We start from the raw sequence: 22,090 nt of genomic DNA, 5'->3' as shown, positions 1-22,090 counted from the left end.
CATGTGTCGTGCCTACCGGCGGCGCCCCCGCCGGCCGCCGTCGACTGTCCCCGCAGGAGCGTGTTCAATGATCGAAATTGCACGGCCGCAGGCCGGAAATTACGCAACGGCCGTGATGCTGGTCGCGATCGCGACCGTGCTGCAGACGCTCGCGATCCGCTTCGGCGGCGTGAATCTGCCGTTCGTGCTGTATTACCCGCTGCTCGCCGCCGCCGCGTGGGCGACGTCGTTCGTGTTCGGCATCGTGTCGACGGTGGTCAGCGGGCTGCTCGTCTGGACGCTGTTCCTGTCCGACCCGGCTGCCTATACGACGCCGCTGCCCGAGCGGCTCGTGCAGCTGGGCACGTTCATGCTGATCGGCGCGCTGGTATGCGCGGTCGCGTCGCTGCTGCATCACACGCGGCTCACGAACGATCGCGCGCGCCGGCACGAGGCGGCCGCGCGCCGGCAGCTCGAAGCCGTGCTGCGCGCGCTGCCGCACGGCGTGATCGCGACCGATCCGAACGGGCGGCTCACCTATGTCAACGCGGCCGCGGCCGAACTCGTCGGCTGCCGGCCGGACGATGCGATCGGCCGGCCGGTGCGCGACGTGCTGCGGCTCGTCGATCGCGAAGGCCGCCGCGTGCCCACCACGCCGCTCGACCACGCGCTCGGCGGCGCAGACGCGACGTCCGACCGGCACTGGCTGCAGGCCGGCAGCGGCGATCCGGTGCCGATCGTCACGGTCGCGTCGCCGATCGGCGATGGGGACGGCAACGTCGACGGCGCGGTGCTGCTGCTGCGCGAGGCCGGTGCGGAGCGCGCGCGCGTCGACGCGTCGCGGCTTCAGCATGCGGTCGTCGATGCGTTGCCGGACGCGATCGTCGGGATCGACGCGAGCGGCCGCATCGCCAGCTGGAATGCGGCGGCGCAACGGATCTTCGGCTACGACGAGGCCGACGCGCGCGGCCGCCGGTTCGACACGCTGATCGCGCGGCGCTGGCTGCGGCTCAACCCGCTCGTCGAGTCGTTCGACACGATGCAGGAGCCCATCGGGCCGCTCGAACTGTTGTGCGTGCGACGCGACGGCCGGCGTTTTCGGGCGACGGTATCGGCATGCCCGGTGCACGGCGATGCGCGGGCGTGGGTCGCGCTGTCGCTGACGCTGCGCGAAACCGGTGCGCAGCGCCGCCGCGACCTGCGGGCGCAGCGTTCGTTGCAGGGTGCGCGCGACGCGCGCGACCAGGCCGACACGTCGAACCGGCTGAAGGACGAGCTGCTGGCGACGGTATCGCACGAACTGCGCACGCCGCTGAACGTGATCTACGGGTGGATCGAGGTGCTGCGCAATACGGGCGACCACGCGTTGCAGCATCAGGCGATCGACGCGATCGATCGTAGCGCGCGCTCGCTCACGCGGATGGTCGGCGACATCCTCGACGCGTCGTCGCTCGCGACCGGCAAGCTGCGGCTCGACGCGACGCCGGTCGACGTCGTGCGGCTGTTCTCCGACCAGGTCGGCACGTTCCAGACGGCCGCGTCGTCGGCCGGCATCCTGCTCGAATTCGACTGCGACGCGTCCGCGTGCATCGTGTCGGGCGACGCCGAGCGATTGCGCCAGATGCTGTCGAACCTGATCTCGAATGCGTTGAAATTCACGCCGACCGGCGGCAGCGTGACGGTCGGGCTCGCACGCGACGACAAGCATGCGGTGTTGACCGTCGTCGATACGGGGCAGGGCATCGCGACGGAATTCGCGCCGTACGTGTTCGACATGTTCCGCCGCGCGGACGATTCGCCGGCGTCGCCGCGACGCGGGCTCGGTCTCGGCCTGTCGATCGTGCGGCACATCGCGGAGCTGCACGGCGGCCGCGTGAGCGTCGCCAGCGCCGGCCGCGATCGCGGCACGACGTTCACGGTGACGCTGCCGGCCGGCTGGCAGCCGGGCGGCGCGATGGCGTGGAGCATCGTGCAGGCGGGCGGCCGGCGCGACGCGCTCGTGCTCGACACGCACCGCATCCTGATCGTCGACGACGATGCGACCACGCGCGCGAGCCTCACGGCCGCGCTGACCACATTCGGCGCGGCCGTCGCGATCGCGTCGTCCGGCCGCGAGGCGCTCGCGATGGTGGCCGACATGCGCCCGACGGTCGTCCTGTCCGATCTCGCGATGCCCGACGGCGACGGCTTCTGGCTGCTGGACGCATTGCGGCGCGGCGCGCTGAACGGCGACGGCGGCCCGCTCGACGTGCGCGTGCTGGCCGTCACCGCGCACGCGGGCCTTGCCGACGAACGCCGTGCGCTGGAGGCCGGTTTCGACGGTTACCTGTGCAAGCCGGTCGACGTGCGCGAACTGGCGCACAAGATCGCGCACGTGACGAAGCGCGACGGCTGACGCGCGGCGCGTAGCGGCGGCGTCAGGTCGCGCCGGTCGCGCCGGTCGCGCCGGATCGCGTCAAGTGGTCGGCGCCGGCCGGTTCTGCGTGTGGACCTGCGCGAGCAGATGCGACGCGATGCGCGTGCTGCGCACCAGGTCGCCGGGCGCGTGGTGCGTGACCTGGCGTTGAATGAAGTAGCGCGCGGTGTGCGCGAGCCCGTTCGCGAACGTCGTCGTCGCGCGCCAGCCGAGCCGCTTCTGCGCGGCGGCCAGATTCGGCCGCCGCTGACGCGGATCGTCGGACGGCAGCGGCCGGAACTCGATCGGCACGTTCGCGCCGACGATCCGCACGACCTCGCGCGCGACGTCGATCATCGCGATCTCGACGTCGCTGCCGAGATTGACCGGCTCGCTCGCGTCGCCCGGTTCGTCCATCAGCCGGATCAGCGCGTCGATCATGTCGTCCACGTAGCAGAACGAGCGCGTCTGCTTGCCGTCGCCATAGACGGTCAGCGGCTGTTCCGCGAGCGCCTGCGTGACGAAGTTCGACACCACGCGCCCGTCGGCAGGATGCATCCGCGGCCCGTAGGTATTGAAGATCCGCGCGATCCGCACGTCGACGCCGTACTGGCGGTGATAGTCCGAGAACAGCGTTTCCGCGCAGCGCTTGCCTTCGTCGTAGCACGCGCGGATGCCGGTCGGATTGACGCGGCCGCAATAGTGCTCGTCCTGCGGGTGGACGTCGGGGTCGCCGTACACCTCGCTCGTCGACGCCTGCAAAATGCGCGCCTTCACGCGTTTCGCGAGGCCGAGCAGGTTGATCGCGCCGTGCACGCTGGTCTTCGTCGTCTGCACGGGGTCGCGCTGGTAGTGGACGGGCGACGCCGGACACGCGAGGTTGTAGATCTCGTCGACCTCGACGTAGAGCGGAAACGTCACGTCGTGCCGCATCAGCTCGAAGTTCGGCGCATCGAGCAGGTGCGCGATGTTGTCCTTCGCGCCCGTGTAGAAATTGTCGACGCACAGCACGTCGTGTCCGTCCGTCACCAGGCGCTCGCACAGATGCGAACCCAGAAAGCCGGCGCCGCCGGTGACGAGCACGCGTTTTCGATCGTAGCCCTTCATTACGTATTCTCCTTGCGGTGTGCGAGCACGCCTCGCGTGGTGGCGACCGGCGTGCGCCGGCCGGTGCCGGCAGACGTGCCGGCGCGCTGCGCGTGGGCGACGTCGCGGTAGATGTCGACGAGCCGGTCGGCGACGCCTTGCCACGTGTAGAAGCGATGCGCGCGCAGGTAGCCGGCGCGGCCGAGCGCCGCGCACAGGTCGGGTTGCGCCCGCAGTTGCACGAGGCGCGCGGCCAGCGCGGCCGGGTCGCGCGGCGGCACGAGATAGCCGGTGGTGCCGTCGTCGACCGTCGTGCGGATGCCGCCGACGTCGCTGCCGATCACCGGCGCCGCGCACGCCATCGCCTCGACCGGCGTGATGCCGAACGGCTCGTACCACGGCGTCGTCACGAACACGTCGGCCGCGCTGTAGTACAGGTGCAGCGCGTCGCGATCGCGCCGGCCGACGAAGGTCACGCGGTTCGCGATCCCGAGTTCGTGCGCGAAGGCGGCGAGCCGCGCGAGTTCCGGATCGCGCGCGGGGTCGGGCGTCGGCTGGCTGCCGCCGACGACGTACAGGTGCGTCGGCCGTTGCGGATCGCGCGGCATGCGCGCGAGCGCATCGATCACGGTGTCGATGCCCTTGCGCGGCACGACGCGGCCCAGTTGCAGTATGACGAATGCGTCCTGCGGCCAGCCCAGCCGCGCGCGCGCATCGACGCGCGGCACCGGCCGGAATTCCCGCGCGTCGAAGCCGCACGGCACGATCTCGATCCGCGCGGTGTCGGCGCGATAGTGTGTCGTCAGGTCGAGCGCATCCTGCGGGCATTCGGCGATCAGGCGGTCCGAGCGGCGCGCGAGCGTGTCCTCGATCGCGAAGCGCGCGTCGGGGAAGCCGTCGGCCGTGCCCTGGTGCAGTCGCCGCACGCGCCCGAGCGCATGGAACGTCGTGACGAGCGGGATGCCGAGCGCTTTTTTCACGCGCAGCCCGGCTTCGCCGGACATGAAGAAGTTCGCGTGCATCACGTCGACGGGGTCGGGCTCGCGCCGCATGCGCGCGATCATGTATTGCGCGAATGCGCCCATGTACGGCAGCAGCCGCTCCTTGGGCACGTCGGTCGGCGGCCCGGCCGGCACGTGGATCACACGCATGCGCGCGCCGATCGACACCACTTCCGGCAAATGGGGATTGTCGCAGCGCGTGTAGACGTCGACGTCGAGGCCGCGCTCCGCGAGCTGCTTCGCGACGTTCGCGACATAGATGTTCTGCCCGCCGGCGTCGACGCCGCCGATCACGCCCAGCGGCGATGCATGTTCACTGATCAACGCGATTCTCTGCATGGTATTGCTCCCGATATCGGGGCCGCGCACACGGGCCGCCGTCACCGGTCGCTCGGCAATCGGCATGCCCGCCGCATTGCGGGGAAAACCGCTTCTCCCTGTGCCGAAAAAATTACAACGCGTTGGATGAAAGGGCGTCTGATCGCGATCGCGCGCAGGCATGCGGCGCACGCGGCGCGGCACGCGATTTGCGCGACTTCCGCTCACCCGCCGGTTCGCCCGGCCCGATGAAAAGGAGGTCACGATGAAGGTATTCCAGCTGCAAGCCCGCCCCCCGCGCATCCGCCGCCAGCGCGCGCTGCGCACCGGCATGGCGGTCGCGATCGCCGCGGCCACCGCGTGCATGGTGGTCGCGCCGAACGCGGTCGCCGCCGGCGACGACGGCACGGCATCGTCGTCGACGTCGTCGCATTCGAGCACCGGCACGAAGATCCGCGACGCGACGATCACCACCAAGGCGAAGGCCGAGCTGACCGGCACGAGCGGCCTGTCGACCGGCGACATCCACGTGAAGACGCGGCACGGCACCGTGACGCTCACCGGCAGCGTGCCCGACGAGCAGCAGCGCACGCAGGCCGTCAGCGTCGTGAAGCAGATCGACGGCGTGCAGGACGTGCGCGACCAGTTGACCATCCGGCCCAAATAACCGCGACGCGACCGTAACAGGAGTCCTGTGATGAACTGCATGCTCAAACCGGTCGGCGAACAGACGATCGTGATCACCGGCGCGACGAGCGGCATCGGTCTCGTCACCGCGCGCAAGGCGGCACGGCGCGGCGCGAAGCTCGTGCTGTTCGCGCGCAACGAGGACGCGCTGAACACGCTGTGCGAGGAAATCCGCCAGCACGGCGGGCTCGCGGTGCCGGTCGCCGGCGACGTCGGCAACATCGAGGATCTGCAGCGCGCGGCCGCGGCGGCGGCCGACACGTACGGCGGCTTCGACACCTGGGTGAACAACGCGGGCGTGTCGATCTTCGGCACGGCCGCCCAGGTGCCGCTCGAGGATCAGCGCCGGCTGTTCGACACCAACTACTGGGGCGTCGTGCACGGCTCGCTCGTCGCGGCCGATCATTTCCGGCGCAAGAGCGATTTCCACGGCGGCGCGATCATCAACATGGGCAGCGAGGCGTCCGACGCGCCGCTGCCGCTGCAAAGCGCGTACGTCGCGTCGAAGCACGCGGTGAAGGGTTTCACCGATTCGCTGCGGCTCGAGATGGAAGCCGATCACCTGCCGGTGTCGGTCACGCTGATCAAGCCGGCCGCGATGGACACGATGTTCGTGATGCACGCGAAGAACTACATGAACGTCGAGGCGAAGCTGCCGCCGCCGATCTACGACCCCGATCTGGTCGCCGACGCGGTCTTGTTCGCGGCCGCGCATCCGCGCCGCACGCTGTTCGTCGGCGGCGCGGCCAAGTTCACGTCGGCGAGCGCGTATCACGCGCCGCGGCTGTTCGATCGCGTCGCGGCCACGCTGTTCTCGCGCGGCCAGCGCACGGTGCGGCCCGCGCGGCCGCGCGACGACAACGCGCTGTACGACTCGCGCCATGCGCTGCACGAGCGCGAAGGCATGGAAGGGCCGGTGCTGCGCAGCTGTGCGTACAACTCGGTGGTGCAGCGCCCGAAGGTCGCCGGCGCGGTCGCGCTCGGCGCGGCGGCGCTGGTGTTTGCCGCGTTCGCGCGGGCGCGACGGTCGTCCGCGTGATTTCGTTCATTTTCCAAGGAGGCTTTCATGACATCCCGACAACATACGGGCCACGAATACAGCCACTCGCGCGCGCACGAAGGCGAGCGCACGCAGCAGGACCACGACAAGGGCGGCCATCAGTCCGGCCAAGGCAAGCCGCCGAGCCCCGTCGACGTGCAGAAGGCGCTGAAGGGGATGGACTATCCGGCGAGCAAGTCGGACGTCGTGCAGTGCGCGGAACGCTCGCATGCGGACCGCGAGGTGCTCGACATGCTGCGCCAGATTCCCGAGCGCGAGTACGACACGCCGGCATCGGTATCGAAGGAACTCGGGCGGCTGATGTAAGCGTCGCCCCGTCGCGCCGCGTGCGTGCGCGCGCGGCGCACCCATCACGAGGAGCACGACCATGGCGATGATCGTCGCAGGCCGCTTCACGACGTTCGATGAAGCGGAAGGTGGGGCGCGTCACCTCTACGAGCGCGCATTCGGGCCCGACGACGTGTCGATCTTCTTCCTGAACCCCGGCGGCCAGCACGCGCGCTTCCCGATCGGCGGCGACGTGTACGCCGACACGGCGGCGAAGCCGGGCGGGCGCGGCGCGATGGTCGGCGCGATGCGTGGGCTGCTGATCGGCGTCGTGATCGGATTGATCGTGTATGCGCTCGGCCTGCGCTACTGGTTCGTGCCGGCCGCCGCCGCGCTGGCCGGCGCGTATCTCGGTGCATTCGGCGGCGCGCTCGGCCGGATGCGCGGCGAGCAGGCCGAAGGGAAGGGCACGCTCGCGCAGAGCGAAACGGGCGTGATCCTCGCCGCGCGCGTGACGCCCGACACCGCAACGGCCGCCGAAGACGTGCTGCGCGCGACCGGCGCGAAGTCGATCGAGCGTGTCGAAGGCGACTGGCGGGACGGCGAATGGCGCGATTTCGATCCGGTGCGCCGACCCGACGAAGCCGCGTCCCGCAGCCCGCGCTGAATACGCCCTTTTTTCCAAACGCTTGCAACGTCAACCGCCACAGCCCGGCCGCCGCGTGCGGGCCGGCGTGCGCGGCACGTGGCACGCCGCTTGCGCAGCATCGGCGGCATCCGTTCAAGGAGGAACCCATGACCACCGCACAGACTCCACCGCCGCAGAAACAGGCGCAGCAGCCGGGCACCGAACGCGACATGCAGCCGAAGCCGCGCGACGAAGCGGCCGACTACGTCGGCAGCGGCAAGCTCGCGGGCAAGGTCGCGCTGGTGACGGGCGGCGACAGCGGGATCGGCCGCGCCGTCGCGATCGGCTTCGCGAAGGAGGGCGCGGACGTCGCGATCGTCTACCTGAAGGAATCCGACGACGCCGCGCATACGAAGCGGTTGATCGAGCAGGCCGGCCGGCGCTGCGAGGCGATCGCCTGCGACGTCGGCGATCGCAAGCAAGCGCGCGACGCGGTCGCGCGCACCGTCGAGCGGCTCGGCCGGCTCGACGTGCTCGTCAACAATGCGGGCGAGCAGCATCCGCAGCCGGGCATCGAGGACGTGTCCGAGGAGCAGCTCGAACGCACGTTCCGCACGAACGTGTACGGGATGTTTTTCTGCACGCAGGCCGCGCTGCCGCACATGAAGCAGGGTGGCCGCATCGTCAACACCGCGTCGGTCACCGCGTATCACGGTAGCCCGAAACTGCCCGACTACTCGGCGACCAAGGGCGCGATCGTCGCATTCACGCGGTCGCTGTCGATCGAGCTGGCCGAACGCGACATCCGCGTGAACGCGGTCGCGCCGGGGCCGATCTGGACGCCGCTGATTCCGTCGACGTTCACGCCCGAGCAGGTCGCGAAATTCGGCTCGAACGTGCCGCTCAAGCGGCCGGGCCAGCCGGACGAACTGATCGACTGCTATGTGCTGCTCGCGTCGGAAGGCGCGAGCTACATGACCGGGCAGACACTGCATCCGAACGGCGGCTCGATCGTCGGCGGCTGATGGCCGTTTCCACGCAAGTACAAGGAGAAAGCTGATGAGACAACCCCACTGGACGATCGCGGCGCTCGCCGCCGGCGTGCTCGCCGTATCGGGGCTCGCCCGCGCGCAGATGCCGAGCGAGCCGCCCGCGTCGAATTCGCACGTGCCGGGCGGCGTGATCAACCCGTCGTCGGGCGCGGGCGGCGCGGGCGACCCCGGCATCGCCAAAGCGCCGAAGGGCGTCGACGCGGAGTTCGTCGACAAGGCCGCGATGGCCGGCAAGGCGGAAGTGCAGGCGAGCGAGCTTGCGCTGAAGCAGGCGCAGTCGGCGGACGTGCGGGCGTTCGCGAAACGGATGGTCGCCGATCACGGCAAGGCGAACGCGAAGCTCACCCGGATCGCGTCGCAAAAGGGCCTCAAGCCGCAGGTCGAACAGATTTCGGACCCTGACGTCGAGGCGCTGCGCGGCAAGCGCGGGCGCGACTTCGACACCGCGTATCTCGTGGCGACCGGCCCCGATGCGCACAAGAAGGCGATTGCGTTGTTCGAAGACGAAGCGCGCGACGGCAAGGACGCGCAGCTGCGCGCATTCGCGAAGTCCACGCTGCCCACGCTCAAGCATCACCTGAGCATGGCGGAGACGGTCGCACGCAAGGTGGGCGCGCAATAACGCGCGCCCGGTTCCACCCCTGGGCCGCACGTGCGGCCCGCTTTTTCGGAGAAGCAGTCATGGCCCAACGGCAATCGAAGCACGAAGGTATCCTCGAACTGCTCTGCCAGGCATACGAAACCGAGCTTGGCGGCGCGAAGATCTACGAGGCCGCGCTCCAGTGCGCGACCGACGAGGACCTGCACAAGGAATGGGAGAAGTACCATCGCGAGACGATGCATCACCAGGAGGTGCTGCGCAAGGTATTCGACACGCTCGGCCTCGATCCCGATGCGCAATCGCCGGGGCGCGCCGCGGTGGCGGCGACCGGCGAGTCGCTGGTGCGGGTGATCGAGCAGGCGAAGAAGCAGGCCGATCCGGCCGTCGCGCAGGTCGTCGCGGCCGAGTGCGTGGTGCTGGCCGAAACCAAGGACCACCTGAACTGGGAGCTGATCGGCTACGCGGCCGACCAACTGCCCGACAGCGACGCCGCGAAGGTGCTGAAGGCCGCGCACGACGAGGTCGAGGCCGACGAGGATCATCACCTGTATCACACGCGGGGCTGGGCGCGTGAAATGTGGATCGAGTCGATGGGCTTCAAGGCGGTGCTGCCGCCGCCGGAAGAAGTGAAGAAGGTGGAGTCCGCCGCCGATGCGGCGCGTGCCGAGCGCTCGCGCGGCAAGATGATGTAATCCCCGGGCAAGCGGGTGGCGGCGTCGCGTGCGCCGCCGCCGCCCGCTTGCCGGTTCATCCGGTTGCGTACGCAACCGTCCGCCCAGACCACTTGTATTGCGTCACGTCAGCACGTCGACGATCATCGTCGCCACCGACACCGCCATCAGCGCGACCGCCAGCCAGCCCAGCAGTTTCGATACCGGGCCGCTGCCGGGCTGGCCGGCCGCATCGCGCTTGCGCGACAGCAGCATCACGAACACGAGCATCGGCACCGCCGCGACGCCGTTGAGCACGGCGCTCCAGTACAGCGCGCGGATCGGGTCGATCGGACTGAAGCAGATCGCGATGCCGACGATCACGCACAGCGCGAGCACCGTGTAGAACGCGGGCGCGCGCCGCACCGGCTCGTTCAGCCCTTCGCGGAACCGCCACGCTTCCGCGCAACCGTAGGCCGCGCTGCCCGCGAACGCCGGAATCGCGAGCAGCCCGCAGCCGACGATGCCGAACGCGAACACCAGGAACGCGGCTTCGCCGGCGATCGGCCGCAACGCCTCGGCCGCCTGCGCGGTGCTGCCGAGGTCGTGCCGTCCGCGCGCGAAGAACACGGCCGCGCCGATCACCATGATGCAGAACGACACTGCGTTGGTCACGATCATCCCGGTCCACGTGTCGAACGTGATGCGCTGTTCGGTCTCGCGGCGCGCGGCCGGCGCGCATGACGGTTCGCCGTTGCGGCGCTCCGCCTGGGTCTCCTCGACCTCGAGCGCGGCCTGCCACACGAACAGGTACGGGCTGAGCGTCGTGCCGAGCACCGCGACGGCGGTCGTCGCATAGTCGTGCGTAAACGAAATCTGCGGCAGTGCGATGGCATGCAGCAGATTGCCCCAGTCGACGTGCACGAAGCCGAGTTCGATCACGTACGCGAGCAGGCCGAGCGTCATCCATTTGAGCCAGCGCGCGTAGCGCTCGTAGGACATCAGCACCTGCAGCCCGAGCGACGTCAGGCCGTATACCGGCGCATACCAGTAGCTGCGGCCGCCGACGACGAGCGCCGTCGCATCGCCCATCGCCGCGAGATCGGCGCCGACGTTCACGACGTTGACGATCACGACCATCACGATCAGTGTCTTCGCGAGGCGATCGGAGAAGTGTTCGCGGATGCCGGCCACGAGCCCTTCGCGATTGCGTCGCCCGATGAACGCCGCCGCGAGCTGCACGGCGACCATCATCGGCAGCGTGACGACGATCATCCACAGCATGTTGAAACCGAACTGGCTGCCGGCCTGCGCGTAGACGGCGACGTTGCTCGGATCGGCGTCGGACGCGCCCGCGAGCAGGCCGGGGCCGAGCCGTCGATACCACGGTTTCGCGGCGGGCGGCGGCGCGTCGGCTGCCGCCCGCGCGTCTTCGTCCAGCCCGCTCATCCGGCGTCCCCGTGCGACGGGCGAGCGCCGCCGTGCCGCCGCTCGCGTGCGAGGCGCGACGCGGTGCGCAACGCGTCGACCAGCGTGCGGTACGCGTGTTCGCGGGAATCGGCGCCGCGCGTGCGCAGCACGTACGACGGATGATAGGTTGCGACGACGAGCCGGCCGTCGGCGGTGCGCACCGGGGCGCGCGTGCGCTCCAGCGTCGCGTCGTTGTCCTGCAGCACCGCGCGCAGCGCCGTCGCGCCGAGCGCGACCACCACGCGCGGCTGGACGGCTTCGAGCTCGCGCTCGAGCCAGTAATGGCACGCGGCCACTTCGCGCTGCGCGGGCGTCTTGTGCAGCCGCCGCTTGCCGCGCGGTTCCCATTTGAAATGCTTGACCGCGTTCGTCAGGTAGACGTGCGAGCGTTCGATCCCGGCGTCGTCGAGTGCGCGGTCGAGCATGCGGCCGGCCGCGCCGACGAACGGCAGGCCCGCGCGGTCCTCCTGGTCGCCCGGCTGCTCGCCGACCAGCATGATCGGCGCGTCGACGGGCCCGGCGCCCGGCACCGGCTGCGTCGCGTGTTCCCACAGCGCGCAGCGGCGGCACGCGTCGAGCGTGGCCGGCGCCTCGTCGTCGGGCGGCGTCGTCGGTGCGTGGCGGTCGGGCGTTTTGCGCGTCATGCGGTCTCTCCGGCGCAGGCCGCACCCGCGGCGTGCCGCGCTCGCGCGGAACATGCCGGCGCCCGCGTTGTCGCACGCGCTAAGGGAAGCAAACCGGAGGATCGAAGCCGCATCGTGCGCATGAAAGACTCCTGTGTCGACGATGCGAAAGAGACAGCAACCGGCATGCCGGACGCAGTCGGAATGGGCGCGCGCCTTGCGTGGCCAACCCGTCCAACGACAGGAGAAGCACGATGCAACCCGAACCCGGCGACGATCCGGCCGCCGACGACGTGCTGTTGTGGCGCGCGCCCGACAGCGTGCCGCGCCGCCCGCGCCGCGTGCTGGTCGTCGACGACTATCGCGATGCGGCGGACGCGCTGCGCCTGCTTCTGGAGGCGCGCGGCTTCGAGTGCCGGGTCGCCGACGATCCGTTCGCCGTGTGCGACGTCGCGCGCGACTGGCAGCCGTTCGCGGTCGTGCTCGACATCGCGATGCCCGGCCTCGACGGGCTGCAACTCGCGGCGCGGCTGCGCGGCGATCCGCAAACGTCGGACATGCTGCTGGTCGCGTGCAGCGGGCTCGCGTCGCGGCGCGATTGCGAACGGGCGAAGGAAGCCGGCTTCGACGCGCACTGCGCGAAGCCGCTGACGCCGCACCGGCTGCTGGGCTACCTCGAATCGGCGAGCGGCGGCGCCGTGAGGCCCGACGAGGACGTTACACGCTCCTTGTAAAAAGGCTGGCGGGCGCCGGACGCGCCGTCCGCGCCGCGGCGCGAGGACAAAAAAACGCCCCGCGCGAGCGGGGCGTGTCGAACCAATGCGGAACGCAGGCGCCGGCGAACCGGCGCGCGTCACGGGACGGTCAGTGACGGCCGCGCGTGCGCGGATCGTCGAGGTCCTCGGTCGGGTCGGTCAGCCCGAGTTCGTCGCCGGCGCTCCAGTACGGCGTGCTCCCGTAGAACTCGTGCAGCGGCTCGGCCCATTGCGGATCGGCCATCGCCGGCCAGTGGTCCTTGTCGAACCCCGGCGCATTGCGAATCCGCTCGGACGAGACCGACAGCAGGAAGCACTTGCGTTCGGTGTCGAGCGTCAGCGCGCTCCACGGGATCGCGTGCAGCTTGTCGCCGATGCCGAGGATGCCGCCGCTCGACAGCACCGCGTACGCGATGCGGCCCGAGCGCACGTCGAGCATGATGTCCTTGATCTTGCCGACATCGTCGCCGTCGGTCGTATAGACCTTGTCGCCTTCCAGCGTATCGGCCGCCATCACGTCGGGGCCGGGGCCGGCCGCCGTCGCGGCGCCCTTGCCGATGATGCGGGTCTGACCTTGATCGGAAGTCTGCATGGTTTCCTCCTGGCTGCGTGGGGCGCGACCGTGCCCGGGGGCGGGCCCTGCGGGTCGCGCGGGTTGTCGAGGCGAAGCGGGAATCGCTCCGTCACGTCTGCTTCGGTTGCGACACGCCTTCCAGCGTGTTCGCGACGTCGTCGCGCTCGGGGCTGGCCGTGCGTGTCGCGATGTCGGCGAGCGACAGCATGCCGACCAGTCGCTTGTCGTGATCGACCACGGGCAGCCGGCGCAGTTGCGCGTCGGCCATGTAGTGCTGGATCTCGTCCAGCGGATCGTCGTCGAAGCACCATTCGATCGGGCCGGATGCGACCTCGTGGATTCGCGTCTCCGGCGGCTTGCCGGCCGAGATCGCGCGCACCGCGAGGTCGCGGTCCGTCACCATCCCGATCAGCCGGTTGTTGTCGCACACGGGCAGCGCGCCGATGTCGTAGCGCTCCATCAGTTGGGCGGCGTGACGGATCGAGTCGGTCGGGGCGATCCGCACGACGTCCTGCGACATGATTTCGTTGACGCGATGCATGAAATTCTCCTTGCGGGTGTTGAAGCAATGTGCCGATGCGGCTGTTGCGATCCAGCAAGCCGCGTGCCGTGCACGCGGCTCGTCTCGTCACTTGTCGTCGCGTTTGCGCTTGTCCTCCCACGGCCCGCCGTCGTGCGTGCCGGGCGGCGTGTCGGGCTCGATGCGCGTGACGCCGCCGGTCGCGGGCGGGTCGCTGGCCGGAAACGTGTCCTCGAGCTGCTTGTCGATATGACGCTCCGAATGGCGCGTGCGCGTATGGTCCTGGTCCTTCAGCGGGGGTTGCGGGTCGGGCTGCCGCTCGCGCGCCGGTGCGTCTTGGCCGTGCCGGGTCGAATCCTTCATGGCGGTGCTCCGTATGGGTGACGAGGAGCCGCTGTGTCGCAACCTGCGTTCCCGCTCCGCACGCACGGCACGCGACTTGCCGCTGCGACGGCGACGACCACCACGACGACCATGACGACACGGCGCAACAGGGTGCCTGCTGCGCGCACATCGAGCGGGAGGGCACGACGATGATTCCGAAACGACGACCAGGGGTGCGCTACGAAATCAATGTATGCGGGGGCGGATTCGATTCGGTGAAAAGCCATTTCGATACGTGGAAGCACGAACCGCTGATCTACCGGCCCGAGCGCCGGATGTTCGAAGGCAAGGCCGACGTGCGGCGGCTCGGCGACGAGACGTTCGGTGCGACGGAACCCGCGCGCTTCGCGCTGCAGCGCGCGTGCGAGCCGTCGGATCCGTATGCGCTCGCCGCGCGCGTGCGCGACGACGGCCGCGAGCTGTGGCTCGTGATGGCCGCGTACGACGCGTAGCCGCGTGCTTGCAAGATTTGCAGCGAGCGGTGTAGCGAAGGCACGGCGCGGCGCGCCGGACCGCGCGACTGCGTATCGATCCCCGCCGGACCCCCCGCGTGCGGCCACCCGAACGGATGGCACGCGGCTTGCGAATCTTCGGTACGCGGCGCGTCGCGCCGATCCCGACCCGAACCCCGCAACGAGGGAACGAATGCCGATGACACACGAATCTGCGCAGTGGCTGCAACGGCCCGAACCGCCGTTGCCCGACATCGAGCCGGACCCCGCGCCGCCCGATCCCGACGACGTGCCGCCGGACATGCCCGAACCGTACCGGGAACCGGAGGGCGATCCGCCGGGGCATGCGCCGCCGGAACGCGATCCGCCGTCGCCGGAACCGCCGGTGCGTGCACGGCCGGCGGGCGCGATGCCGCTGAGACGAAGGGAGGGACTGCAATGAGCATCCGCGTGAAACCCGGCATGCTGCGCGACCTCGCCGAAACGCTCGGCCGCCATTTCGAGGCGCGCGCGATGCCGTTCCACGTCGAGGAGCAGCCGGCCGGCGCGCTGCATATCGGCTTTCGCGTCGACGGCCATCCGGCGTCGCTGACCGTGACGTTCGACGCCGATGCGTTCGCCGCGCTCGAACGGGCCGACATCGACCGGCAACGCGGCTCGCTCACGCGCGTCGCGGCCGAATTCGACACGATGATGGCGCGCCGCGCACCGACCGCGTATGCGGGCGATTTCCATTTCAACCGGCTCTGAGCCGTGCCGCCACGGCCAGCCCGGAGCCGTCGATTCCAGGGAGGTTCGATGAACACGATCCAGACACTACGCGCGGGCGCCTGTGCGTTCGCCGCGGCGTGCGCGCTGGGCGCATGCACGCAACCGGCCAGCGGCCCGTACGGCACGCATGCGGCGCCGCCCGCGCCGCCCGACGGGCGCGGCGCGCAGTCGACCACGACGATGCCGGACGCGAACACGCGCTACGACACGCGTCCGTCGCCGGGCAACACGATGCCGCCGGGCACGACCGTCGACGTACCGGCCGACGTGCCGCCGCCGGGCCCGAACGGCACGCAGAGCGACCGGCCGCTGCCGGGCACGCCGCCGCCGATGCAGTACTGACGACACGACGCGTCGCGGGGACGCCCAGCCGCGCCGCGCCGCGTCACGGCATGCCGCACCGCGATGCGGCCGGAGGAGCGCGATGGCGAATCAGCATGAGCACCTGGAAGACTGGCTGCGCGATGCGTACGCGATGGAGCGCCAGGCCGAGACGATGATCGATGCGCAGATGAAGCGGGTCGGCCACTATCCGCAACTGCAGGACCGGCTACGGCTCCATCTCGACGCCACGCTCGGCCAGCAGGCGCTCGTCGAAGCGTGCCTGATGCGGCTCGGCACGTCGCCGTCGGCGACCAAGGATCTCGCCGCGCGCGTGGCCGCGTACGGGCAGGTCGCGAGCGGCATGCTCGCGGACGACGAAGTCGTGAAGACGGCGCTCGCCGCTTACGCGTTCGCGCAGCTCGAGATCGCCGCCTACACGGCGATCGTCGCGGCCGCACAAGCCGCGGGCGAAGAGGAAATTCGCGCGTGTTGCGAGCGAATCCTGCAGCAGGAGCGCGACATGGCCGCCTGGCTGCTGCGCCATCTGCCCGAGTTGACGACCGCGTTTCTCGACCGTTCGGCGGTCGACCGCATCGACGCGAAGCGGTAGTCGCGCGACCGTCGGGCAGCTTGCGGCGTGCATCGTTTCCCGCGAGCGAAATACGTGCCCCCTAACTTGCCCCCGGCTTGTAAAAAAGCGGCTCTCGCACTCGGCGAAACGGGGCGCGAACCGGCGAGAGCCGCGTCGCAGCGCGCTTCGCGCGACTGGCATGGAAGCTGCATGACGTCCGGGAGAAGACATACCGCGAACCCGCGAACCCAACGTCAGGAGGCTTTCGATGCCCGTCTCGCTTGCGCTGCAGATGCGACAGCATCTGGCACTTACGCCGAGGCTCCAGCAGTCGCTGCGACTGCTTCAGTTGTCCTCGCTCGAGTTTCAACAGGAATTGCGCCAGGCGCTCGACATGAACCCGTTTCTGGAAGACGGCCAGAGCGACGACGAAACCGCTGCGGCGACCCCCGAGCAGCCGACCGAAGCGGCCGCGCCGGACGCGGCGCCCGAGCGCGACGATATCCGTGCGCCGGATGGCGAGGTGCCGTTTACGGCCGCGCCCGCGCCGCGCGGCACGAGCCGTCAGGGCGACGACGCGGACGGCTTGTCGCCGGGCGAATGGATGGCCACCGAGCCGTCGCTGCATCAGCAGCTGCACGATGCGCTGCGACTCTATCCGCTCAACAGGCGCGACCGCGAAGCCGCGCGCCTCGTGATCGATGCGCTGGACGACGACGGCTATCTGCGTCAGGAACTGGCCGAACTGCTGGTCGCCGCCGATCCGGCGTTGCTGCTGTCGGAGCAGGATCTGGCGGTCGCGCTGCGGCTCGTGCAGATGCTCGACCGGCCGGGCATCGCGGCCCGCTCGTTGTCCGAGTGCCTGGTGCTGCAACTCGACGCGATTCCGGCCGGCACGCCGGCGCTCGCGGAAGCGAAGGCGATCGCACGCGAGCATCTGGAGCGGCTCGCGCGCCGCGAGACGGCCGAGATCCAGCGGCGCCTCGGCTGCAACTCGCACACGCTGCAGGCGGCCTGCGCGCTGGTGCGCGGGCTCGATCCCCGCCCCGGCAATCACTACGGCAGCACGCGCGGCGACTACGTGGTGCCCGACGTGATCGTGCGCCAGGTGCGCGACGAGTGGATCGTGACGATCAATCCGGCCGTGCTGCCGCGCGCCCGCTTGCACGAGCGCTATGCGACGCTGTTCGCGCAGTCGAGCGGCGAACGCGATTCGCCGCTCGGCCAGCAACTGCAGGAAGCGCGCTGGCTGATCCGCAACGTGCAGAAGCGCTTCGACACGATCCAGCGCGTGGGCGAATGCATCGTCGCGCGCCAGCGCGATTTCTTCCGCTACGGCGAGATCGCGATGAAGCCGCTCGTGCTGCGCGACATCGCGGAAGAGCTCGACCTGCACGAATCGACCGTCTCGCGCGCGACCGGCAACAAGTACATGGCCACGCCGCACGGTACGTTCGAGTTCAAGCATTTCTTCCCGCGCAAGCTCGAGGCGGCCGGCAAGGGCGTGTGTTCGGCGTCGGCCGCGAAGGTGCTTATCCGCGACATGATCGCGGCCGAGCGGCATACCGACCCGCTGTCCGACGTCGCGCTCGCGGAGAACCTCGCGGGCCGCGGCATTCTTCTTGCGCGTCGGACGGTGACCAAGTATCGCCAGGCGATGAAGATTCCGCCGGCCGACCTGCGGCGTCGCGACGCCGCGTGACGGCCTCATTGTTCCAACCCGCGCGTGCCGCGCGTCGCGTCGGCTCGCGCGCCAACGAGAGGAGCGTAATCATGCCAGCCAAATCCCAGGCTCAGCAGCGCGCCGCCGGGGCCGCGCTGTCGGCCAAGCGCGGTGACACGAAAATGAAGGACCTGAAGCCGCCGTCGAAATCGATGGCCAAGTCGATGAGCGAGAAAGAGCTCGAGAAAATGGCTTCCACGCCGACGCACGGCAAACCGAAACACAAGCACGATGCGTGATCGGCGCCGACGTTTAGTGACGACCGCTGTCATCCAGGAGGGTTCCATGCTTCGATACGCCATCATCTTCTTCGTCATCGCGATCATTGCCGCCGTGTTCGGCTTCGGCGGCATCGCGGCCGGTGCGGCCGAGATCGCGAAGATCCTGTTCTACATCTTCGTCGTGATCTTCCTGGTCACGCTGTTGCTGGGGGTCGTGCGGCGATGACGGTCACGCCCGACCGGTCGCAGCGCGTCGCGGAACTCGAGCACGCGTTCGCGATCGGTTTTCCGTCGCAGTCGACCGTCGTCGTGCATGCGGACGACGCGTCCGGGCGGCTGACGATCCACGTGTCGTGGGTGCGCGTGCCGTCCGACGAGGACGCGCGCGAATGGCGCTGCACGGTCGACATGCGGTTCGACGCGGACGTGATCGAACGCTACGCGACGCTCGACACGGCCGACCGGCTGCGCGTGCGCACGCAGCTGTGCGACCGTGCGCGGCGCGCGGTGGACGAGCACAAGCCGCGCGTCGAGGACGCCGCGATCGAATGCAACGTCGCGCTCGACGTGACGGCCGCGGAATTCGACGCGGCGCTGCGCGCGCCCTGACGCCGCCACCGGCCCGCGGCCGTTCGCGGCACGCCGGGCCGGCTTTCCCTGCCGCCCGCACGCGCGCGCCGCGGCGCGTCGCCGTGCGGCAGCGGCTTCCTACCGAATTCCAAGAGGACACCTGACGATGACGACTCCCCCATCCGCCGGCAAGACGCCCCCGACGCAACCGCACGACAGCGCGAAGTCGCGTCAGCTCGACGAGCACCGTGCGCGGCCCGACGGCGAGGCGCTGCGGACCAACCAGGGCGTGCGGATCGCCGATAACCAGAACACGCTGCGCGGCGGCACGCGCGGGCCGTCGCTGCTCGAAGACTTCATCATGCGCGAGAAGATCACGCATTTCGATCACGAGCGCATTCCGGAGCGGGTGGTGCATGCGCGCGGCTCGGCCGCGCATGGCGTGTTCCGCGTGTACGAACCGATGGCCGACTACACGAAGGCCGCGTTCCTGCAGGATCCGGCCGCCGAAACGCCGGTCTACGCGCGCTTCTCGACCGTGCAGGGGCCGCGCGGGTCGTCCGACACCGTGCGCGACGTGCGCGGCTTCGCGGTGAAGTTCTATACGGAGGAAGGCAACTACGACCTCGTCGGCAACAACATGCCGGTGTTCTTCATCCAGGACGCAATCAAGTTTCCCGACTTCGTGCATGCGGTGAAGCCCGAGGCGCCGAACGAGATGCCGACCGGCGCATCCGCGCACGACACCTTCTGGGATTTCGTGTCGCTGGTGCCGGAAACGACGCACATGGTGCTGTGGCTGATGTCGGACCGTGCGCTGCCGGCCAGCTATCGCGCGATGGACGGCTTCGGTGTGCACACGTTCCGCTTCGTGAACGCGGCCGGCGTCGAGCGTTTCGTGAAATTCCACTGGCGGCCCGTGAGCGGCGCGTATTCGCTGCTGTGGGACGAGGCGCAGCGGATTGCCGGCCACGATCCCGATTTCAACCGGCGCGACCTGTGGACGTCGATCGAGCGCGGCGACTATCCGGAGTTCGAACTCGGCGTGCAGATGATCGACCCGGCCGACGCGGATAAATTCGACTTCGATCTGCTCGACCCGACCAAGCTCGTGCCGGAAGAACTCGTGCCGGTGCGGCCGATCGGCCGGATGACGCTGAACCGCAACCCCGACAACTTCTTCGCGGAGACCGAGCAGGTCGCGTTTCACCCGGGCCACGTGGTGCCGGGCATCGATTTCACGAACGACCCGCTGCTGCAGGGGCGGCTGTTCTCGTACACCGACACGCAGTTGAGCCGGCTCGGCGGCCCGAATTTCCACGAGATTCCGATCAACCGGCCGGTGTGCCCGTTCGCGAATAACCAGCGCGACGCGATGCATCGGCAGACGATCAACGTCGGGCAGGCGTCGTACGAGCCGAATTCGACGAGCGGCGGCTGGCCGCGCGAGACGCCGCCCGCGCCGTCCGGCGGCGGTTTCGAGACCGTGCCCGAGCCGCTCGAAGGCCACAAGGTGCGCGTGCGCAGCGAATCGTTCGCCGACCATTTCTCGCAGGCCGCGCTGTTCTACCAGAGCATGACCGACATCGAGCAGCGGCATATTCGCGACGCGTACTGCTTCGAGCTCGGCAAGGTGACGCAGCCGCACATTCGCGAGCGCGTGGTCAACGAGATCATCGCGCGCTTCGACGCGGGGCTCGCCGCGCAGGTCGCCGAACGGCTGGGGCTGCCCGCGCCGCAGGCGGGCGCGACGCCGGTCGTCGCGCAGCGCTCGCCCGCGCTGAGCCTGATCGGTCGCGCGAAGCCCGGCATCCGCTCGCGCAAGATCGCGCTGATCGCGACGCCCGGCGTGAATCAGGTGCTGGTCGAGCAGGTGCGCGACGCGCTGCTCGCCGCGCACGCGGTGCCGACGATCGTCGCGCCGACGCTCGCGCCGATCGGCGGCATCGTGCCGGAGGCGACGCTGGTCGGCATGCCATCGGTGATGTTCGACGCGGTGTTCGTGTGCGGCGGCGACGGCGATGGCCGCGATCTCGCGCACAGCGCCGAGGCCCGCCATTTCGTGCGCGAGGCGTTCAAGCACCTGAAGCCGATCGCGGCCGTCGGCTCGGGGCGGCAACTGCTCAGCGCCGCGAACCTGCCGGGCCCCGCCGAAGGCGTGTGCGTCGGGCAGGCCGTCGATCTCGACGCGGTGCTGAACACGCTGTCGGATCACCTCGGCCAGCATCGCGTGTGGGCGCGCGAACAGCAGGCGGCGGAGCTGCCGGCATAGGGCCGAAAGCGGCCGAAAGCGGCCGAAAGCGGTTTGCGCCGTACCGCGCGCCTGCCTTCGGGCGGGCGCGCATTCGGCAAGGAGGAACACGCATGGCACCGCGGATGACATGGAAAGGCGCGATCAGCTTCGGGCTCGTGCACGTGCCCGTGCAGCTGTTTCCGGCGACGCGCACCGTGAAGCCGTCGTTCCGGATGCTCGACAAGCGCTCGATGGACCCGATCGGCTATCGGCAGATCAACAAGCGCACCGGCAAGGAAGTCACGCGCGAGGACATCGTGCGCGGCTACGAGTACGAAAAGGAGCGCTACGTCGTGCTCACCGACGACGAGATCCGCGCGGCGAATCCGGAATCGACGCAGACCGTCGACATCCTGACCTTCGTCGACGAGGACGCCGTGTCGTTTCTCTATCTCGACACGCCGTACTACCTGGTGCCGGACCGCAAGGGCGAGAAGGTCTATACGCTGCTGCGCGACGCGCTGAAGGACAGCGGCAAGATCGGCATCGCGCTCGTGGTGATGCGCGACCGCCAGCATCTGGGCGCGCTGATTCCGGTCGGGCCGATACTCGCGCTCGATACGCTGCGCTGGCAGGAAGAACTGCGGCCGCTCGACGAACTGTCGGTGCCGGCCGGCGACGCGAAGGGCGCGGGCGTCACCGCGCGCGAGCTCGGGATGGCGAAGAAGCTGATCGACGACATGTCCGGCACCTGGACGCCCGATGAATATCACGACACGTTTCGCGACGACATCCTCGAACTGGTCGAGCGCAAGGTGCGTGCGGGCAAGATCGAGGAGATCGAGGATCGGCCCGCGCAGACCGGCCGCGCGGCGAGCAACGTCGTCGATCTCACCGAGTTGCTGAAGCGCAGCCTGAAGGGCGGCGCCGGTGCGCGGGCGGCGGATCTGCGTGGCGAGCGCGACGAAGGGGAGGACGAGGCGTCTTCGTCATCGTCCTCGTCGCGGGGCGGCGCGCGCCGCAAGCCGCCCTCGAAATCCGCATCGAAAGGCACGGCAACGAAAACCGCGGCGAAGAAAACCGCCGCGAAACGCGGCGCGGCGAGCGACCCTGCGACGAAGAAGACCGCCGCGCGCCGCAAGCACGCGGCGTGACGCCGATCACGCCGACTCCGA

Annotated in this window: 27 protein-coding genes; 20 read left to right on the top strand and 7 right to left on the bottom strand. The window is 69.7% G+C overall.

What is annotated here, in order from left to right; translation table 11 throughout:
• The first annotated feature begins 67 nt into the window (after positions 1–67).
• Positions 68–2,374, top strand: coding sequence for an ATP-binding protein (locus HWX55_RS08285; RefSeq protein ID WP_175975250.1), 2,307 nt, complete (start codon positions 68–70; stop codon positions 2,372–2,374).
• A gap of 60 nt (positions 2,375–2,434) precedes the next feature.
• Here the strand turns inward: HWX55_RS08285 and HWX55_RS08280 are convergent, their stop codons facing one another.
• Positions 2,435–3,481: a UDP-glucuronic acid decarboxylase family protein gene (locus HWX55_RS08280; RefSeq protein WP_089490328.1), complete on the bottom strand. Its 1,047-nt coding sequence runs from the start codon at positions 3,479–3,481 to the stop codon at positions 2,435–2,437.
• Positions 3,481–4,800: a glycosyltransferase family 1 protein gene (locus HWX55_RS08275; protein WP_175975249.1), complete on the bottom strand. Its 1,320-nt coding sequence runs from the start codon at positions 4,798–4,800 to the stop codon at positions 3,481–3,483. The genes HWX55_RS08280 and HWX55_RS08275 overlap by 1 nt, the downstream gene beginning before the upstream one ends.
• A 244-nt stretch (positions 4,801–5,044) precedes the next feature.
• Between HWX55_RS08275 and HWX55_RS08270 the strand changes: the two genes are divergently transcribed.
• The 7 genes from HWX55_RS08270 to HWX55_RS08240 all read left to right on the top strand — a co-directional run bounded on the left by HWX55_RS08270 (position 5,045) and on the right by HWX55_RS08240 (position 9,766).
• On the top strand, positions 5,045–5,446 hold the full coding sequence (locus HWX55_RS08270) for a BON domain-containing protein (protein WP_175975248.1): 402 nt from the start codon (positions 5,045–5,047) through the stop codon (positions 5,444–5,446).
• A 30-nt stretch (positions 5,447–5,476) separates the two neighbouring features.
• The gene (locus tag HWX55_RS08265) at positions 5,477–6,505 is read left to right on the top strand and encodes an SDR family oxidoreductase (RefSeq protein ID WP_124555915.1); all 1,029 of its coding nucleotides are present in this window, start codon (positions 5,477–5,479) and stop codon (positions 6,503–6,505) included.
• Positions 6,506–6,532: 27 nt separating this feature from the next.
• Positions 6,533–6,832: a DUF2795 domain-containing protein gene (locus tag HWX55_RS08260; RefSeq protein WP_175975247.1), complete on the top strand. Its 300-nt coding sequence runs from the start codon at positions 6,533–6,535 to the stop codon at positions 6,830–6,832.
• A gap of 61 nt (positions 6,833–6,893) precedes the next feature.
• The gene (locus HWX55_RS08255; RefSeq protein ID WP_175975246.1) at positions 6,894–7,460 is read left to right on the top strand and encodes a hypothetical protein; all 567 of its coding nucleotides are present in this window, start codon (positions 6,894–6,896) and stop codon (positions 7,458–7,460) included.
• A gap of 128 nt (positions 7,461–7,588) precedes the next feature.
• Positions 7,589–8,446: an SDR family oxidoreductase gene (locus HWX55_RS08250; RefSeq protein ID WP_124631018.1), complete on the top strand. Its 858-nt coding sequence runs from the start codon at positions 7,589–7,591 to the stop codon at positions 8,444–8,446.
• Positions 8,447–8,480: 34 nt separating this feature from the next.
• The gene (locus tag HWX55_RS08245; RefSeq protein WP_175975245.1) at positions 8,481–9,095 is read left to right on the top strand and encodes a DUF4142 domain-containing protein; all 615 of its coding nucleotides are present in this window, start codon (positions 8,481–8,483) and stop codon (positions 9,093–9,095) included.
• A gap of 59 nt (positions 9,096–9,154) precedes the next feature.
• The gene (locus HWX55_RS08240; RefSeq protein ID WP_175975244.1) at positions 9,155–9,766 is read left to right on the top strand and encodes a DUF892 family protein; all 612 of its coding nucleotides are present in this window, start codon (positions 9,155–9,157) and stop codon (positions 9,764–9,766) included.
• Between the two features lie 102 nt (positions 9,767–9,868).
• Here HWX55_RS08240 and HWX55_RS08235 read toward each other — a convergent pair whose 3' ends face one another.
• Complete coding sequence (locus HWX55_RS08235) at positions 9,869–11,173, bottom strand: divalent metal cation transporter (RefSeq protein ID WP_175975243.1); 1,305 nt, start codon at positions 11,171–11,173, stop codon at positions 9,869–9,871.
• Positions 11,170–11,838 (bottom strand): UdgX family uracil-DNA binding protein, encoded by a 669-nt coding sequence (locus tag HWX55_RS08230; protein WP_175975242.1) that lies wholly within the window; start codon positions 11,836–11,838, stop codon positions 11,170–11,172. Before HWX55_RS08230 ends, HWX55_RS08235 begins: the two co-directional genes overlap by 4 nt.
• 233 nt (positions 11,839–12,071) lie before the next feature.
• Here HWX55_RS08230 and HWX55_RS08225 point away from each other — a divergent pair, with 233 nt between their 5' ends.
• Positions 12,072–12,551 (top strand): response regulator, encoded by a 480-nt coding sequence (locus HWX55_RS08225; RefSeq protein ID WP_124555909.1) that lies wholly within the window; start codon positions 12,072–12,074, stop codon positions 12,549–12,551.
• Between the two features lie 130 nt (positions 12,552–12,681).
• Here HWX55_RS08225 and HWX55_RS08220 read toward each other — a convergent pair whose 3' ends face one another.
• The 3 genes from HWX55_RS08220 to HWX55_RS08210 all read right to left on the bottom strand — a co-directional run bounded on the left by HWX55_RS08220 (position 12,682) and on the right by HWX55_RS08210 (position 14,029).
• The gene (locus tag HWX55_RS08220) at positions 12,682–13,164 is read right to left on the bottom strand and encodes a PRC-barrel domain-containing protein (RefSeq protein ID WP_050013988.1); all 483 of its coding nucleotides are present in this window, start codon (positions 13,162–13,164) and stop codon (positions 12,682–12,684) included.
• Between the two features lie 91 nt (positions 13,165–13,255).
• Positions 13,256–13,687 carry a CBS domain-containing protein gene (locus tag HWX55_RS08215; protein WP_050013987.1) on the bottom strand — a complete coding sequence of 144 codons (432 nt, stop codon included), beginning with the start codon at positions 13,685–13,687 and terminating at the stop codon, positions 13,256–13,258.
• Between the two features lie 87 nt (positions 13,688–13,774).
• A complete protein-coding gene (locus HWX55_RS08210) occupies positions 13,775–14,029 on the bottom strand; it encodes a hypothetical protein (protein WP_124555908.1) in 255 nt (84 codons plus the stop codon).
• Between the two features lie 170 nt (positions 14,030–14,199).
• On the opposite strand from HWX55_RS08210, the gene HWX55_RS08205 reads away from it, so the two are divergent.
• The 11 genes from HWX55_RS08205 (at position 14,200) to HWX55_RS08155 (ending at position 22,069) form a co-directional block, all read left to right on the top strand.
• Positions 14,200–14,502, top strand: coding sequence for a hypothetical protein (locus HWX55_RS08205; protein ID WP_126365284.1), 303 nt, complete (start codon positions 14,200–14,202; stop codon positions 14,500–14,502).
• A 193-nt stretch (positions 14,503–14,695) separates the two neighbouring features.
• On the top strand, positions 14,696–14,944 hold the full coding sequence (locus HWX55_RS08200; protein WP_175975241.1) for a hypothetical protein: 249 nt from the start codon (positions 14,696–14,698) through the stop codon (positions 14,942–14,944).
• On the top strand, positions 14,941–15,252 hold the full coding sequence (locus HWX55_RS08195) for a hypothetical protein (protein ID WP_175975240.1): 312 nt from the start codon (positions 14,941–14,943) through the stop codon (positions 15,250–15,252). The genes HWX55_RS08200 and HWX55_RS08195 overlap by 4 nt, the downstream gene beginning before the upstream one ends.
• Before the next feature lie 48 nt (positions 15,253–15,300).
• A complete protein-coding gene (locus tag HWX55_RS08190; protein ID WP_175975239.1) occupies positions 15,301–15,615 on the top strand; it encodes a hypothetical protein in 315 nt (104 codons plus the stop codon).
• 82 nt (positions 15,616–15,697) lie between these two features.
• Positions 15,698–16,207, top strand: a complete 510-nt coding sequence (locus HWX55_RS08185) for a DUF892 family protein (RefSeq protein WP_175975238.1) — start codon at positions 15,698–15,700, stop codon at positions 16,205–16,207.
• A gap of 229 nt (positions 16,208–16,436) precedes the next feature.
• A complete protein-coding gene (locus HWX55_RS08180; RefSeq protein WP_175975237.1) occupies positions 16,437–17,870 on the top strand; it encodes an RNA polymerase factor sigma-54 in 1,434 nt (477 codons plus the stop codon).
• A gap of 71 nt (positions 17,871–17,941) precedes the next feature.
• Positions 17,942–18,130 carry a DUF3008 family protein gene (locus tag HWX55_RS08175; protein WP_006498333.1) on the top strand — a complete coding sequence of 63 codons (189 nt, stop codon included), beginning with the start codon at positions 17,942–17,944 and terminating at the stop codon, positions 18,128–18,130.
• Positions 18,131–18,176: 46 nt separating this feature from the next.
• On the top strand, positions 18,177–18,338 hold the full coding sequence (locus tag HWX55_RS08170; protein WP_006498332.1) for a DUF1328 family protein: 162 nt from the start codon (positions 18,177–18,179) through the stop codon (positions 18,336–18,338).
• Positions 18,335–18,721 (top strand): DUF3022 domain-containing protein, encoded by a 387-nt coding sequence (locus HWX55_RS08165; RefSeq protein WP_124593709.1) that lies wholly within the window; start codon positions 18,335–18,337, stop codon positions 18,719–18,721. Before HWX55_RS08170 ends, HWX55_RS08165 begins: the two co-directional genes overlap by 4 nt.
• A gap of 127 nt (positions 18,722–18,848) precedes the next feature.
• Positions 18,849–20,954 (top strand): catalase HPII, encoded by a 2,106-nt coding sequence (gene katE, locus HWX55_RS08160; protein ID WP_175975236.1) that lies wholly within the window; start codon positions 18,849–18,851, stop codon positions 20,952–20,954.
• 92 nt (positions 20,955–21,046) lie between these two features.
• Entirely contained in the window at positions 21,047–22,069 is a 1,023-nt protein-coding gene (locus HWX55_RS08155) for a Ku protein (RefSeq protein ID WP_175975235.1), read from the top strand.
• Positions 22,070–22,090 lie beyond the last annotated feature (21 nt).

The sequence above is a fragment of the Burkholderia sp. BCC1047 genome (assembly GCF_902833155.1).
GTDB lineage: Bacteria > Pseudomonadota > Gammaproteobacteria > Burkholderiales > Burkholderiaceae > Burkholderia > Burkholderia sola.
The sequence above is the reverse complement of the archived record's forward strand: the minus strand, read 5'-3'. Positions and strand labels throughout refer to the sequence as shown.

What these genes read in the sequence shown, in the direction of transcription:
- HWX55_RS08285 (WP_175975250.1), top strand. Translation starts at nt 68, where the DNA reads ATGATCGAAATTGCACGGCCGCAGGCCGGAAATTACGCAACGGCCGTG.
- HWX55_RS08280 (WP_089490328.1), bottom strand. Translation starts at nt 3,481, where the DNA reads ATGAAGGGCTACGATCGAAAACGCGTGCTCGTCACCGGCGGCGCCGGC.
- HWX55_RS08275 (WP_175975249.1), bottom strand. Translation starts at nt 4,800, where the DNA reads ATGCAGAGAATCGCGTTGATCAGTGAACATGCATCGCCGCTGGGCGTG.
- HWX55_RS08270 (WP_175975248.1), top strand. Translation starts at nt 5,045, where the DNA reads ATGAAGGTATTCCAGCTGCAAGCCCGCCCCCCGCGCATCCGCCGCCAG.
- HWX55_RS08265 (WP_124555915.1), top strand. Translation starts at nt 5,477, where the DNA reads ATGAACTGCATGCTCAAACCGGTCGGCGAACAGACGATCGTGATCACC.
- HWX55_RS08260 (WP_175975247.1), top strand. Translation starts at nt 6,533, where the DNA reads ATGACATCCCGACAACATACGGGCCACGAATACAGCCACTCGCGCGCG.
- HWX55_RS08255 (WP_175975246.1), top strand. Translation starts at nt 6,894, where the DNA reads ATGGCGATGATCGTCGCAGGCCGCTTCACGACGTTCGATGAAGCGGAA.
- HWX55_RS08250 (WP_124631018.1), top strand. Translation starts at nt 7,589, where the DNA reads ATGACCACCGCACAGACTCCACCGCCGCAGAAACAGGCGCAGCAGCCG.
- HWX55_RS08245 (WP_175975245.1), top strand. Translation starts at nt 8,481, where the DNA reads ATGAGACAACCCCACTGGACGATCGCGGCGCTCGCCGCCGGCGTGCTC.
- HWX55_RS08240 (WP_175975244.1), top strand. Translation starts at nt 9,155, where the DNA reads ATGGCCCAACGGCAATCGAAGCACGAAGGTATCCTCGAACTGCTCTGC.
- HWX55_RS08235 (WP_175975243.1), bottom strand. Translation starts at nt 11,173, where the DNA reads ATGAGCGGGCTGGACGAAGACGCGCGGGCGGCAGCCGACGCGCCGCCG.
- HWX55_RS08230 (WP_175975242.1), bottom strand. Translation starts at nt 11,838, where the DNA reads ATGACGCGCAAAACGCCCGACCGCCACGCACCGACGACGCCGCCCGAC.
- HWX55_RS08225 (WP_124555909.1), top strand. Translation starts at nt 12,072, where the DNA reads ATGCAACCCGAACCCGGCGACGATCCGGCCGCCGACGACGTGCTGTTG.
- HWX55_RS08220 (WP_050013988.1), bottom strand. Translation starts at nt 13,164, where the DNA reads ATGCAGACTTCCGATCAAGGTCAGACCCGCATCATCGGCAAGGGCGCC.
- HWX55_RS08215 (WP_050013987.1), bottom strand. Translation starts at nt 13,687, where the DNA reads ATGCATCGCGTCAACGAAATCATGTCGCAGGACGTCGTGCGGATCGCC.
- HWX55_RS08210 (WP_124555908.1), bottom strand. Translation starts at nt 14,029, where the DNA reads ATGAAGGATTCGACCCGGCACGGCCAAGACGCACCGGCGCGCGAGCGG.
- HWX55_RS08205 (WP_126365284.1), top strand. Translation starts at nt 14,200, where the DNA reads ATGATTCCGAAACGACGACCAGGGGTGCGCTACGAAATCAATGTATGC.
- HWX55_RS08200 (WP_175975241.1), top strand. Translation starts at nt 14,696, where the DNA reads ATGCCGATGACACACGAATCTGCGCAGTGGCTGCAACGGCCCGAACCG.
- HWX55_RS08195 (WP_175975240.1), top strand. Translation starts at nt 14,941, where the DNA reads ATGAGCATCCGCGTGAAACCCGGCATGCTGCGCGACCTCGCCGAAACG.
- HWX55_RS08190 (WP_175975239.1), top strand. Translation starts at nt 15,301, where the DNA reads ATGAACACGATCCAGACACTACGCGCGGGCGCCTGTGCGTTCGCCGCG.
- HWX55_RS08185 (WP_175975238.1), top strand. Translation starts at nt 15,698, where the DNA reads ATGGCGAATCAGCATGAGCACCTGGAAGACTGGCTGCGCGATGCGTAC.
- HWX55_RS08180 (WP_175975237.1), top strand. Translation starts at nt 16,437, where the DNA reads ATGCCCGTCTCGCTTGCGCTGCAGATGCGACAGCATCTGGCACTTACG.
- HWX55_RS08175 (WP_006498333.1), top strand. Translation starts at nt 17,942, where the DNA reads ATGCCAGCCAAATCCCAGGCTCAGCAGCGCGCCGCCGGGGCCGCGCTG.
- HWX55_RS08170 (WP_006498332.1), top strand. Translation starts at nt 18,177, where the DNA reads ATGCTTCGATACGCCATCATCTTCTTCGTCATCGCGATCATTGCCGCC.
- HWX55_RS08165 (WP_124593709.1), top strand. Translation starts at nt 18,335, where the DNA reads ATGACGGTCACGCCCGACCGGTCGCAGCGCGTCGCGGAACTCGAGCAC.
- katE (WP_175975236.1), top strand. Translation starts at nt 18,849, where the DNA reads ATGACGACTCCCCCATCCGCCGGCAAGACGCCCCCGACGCAACCGCAC.
- HWX55_RS08155 (WP_175975235.1), top strand. Translation starts at nt 21,047, where the DNA reads ATGGCACCGCGGATGACATGGAAAGGCGCGATCAGCTTCGGGCTCGTG.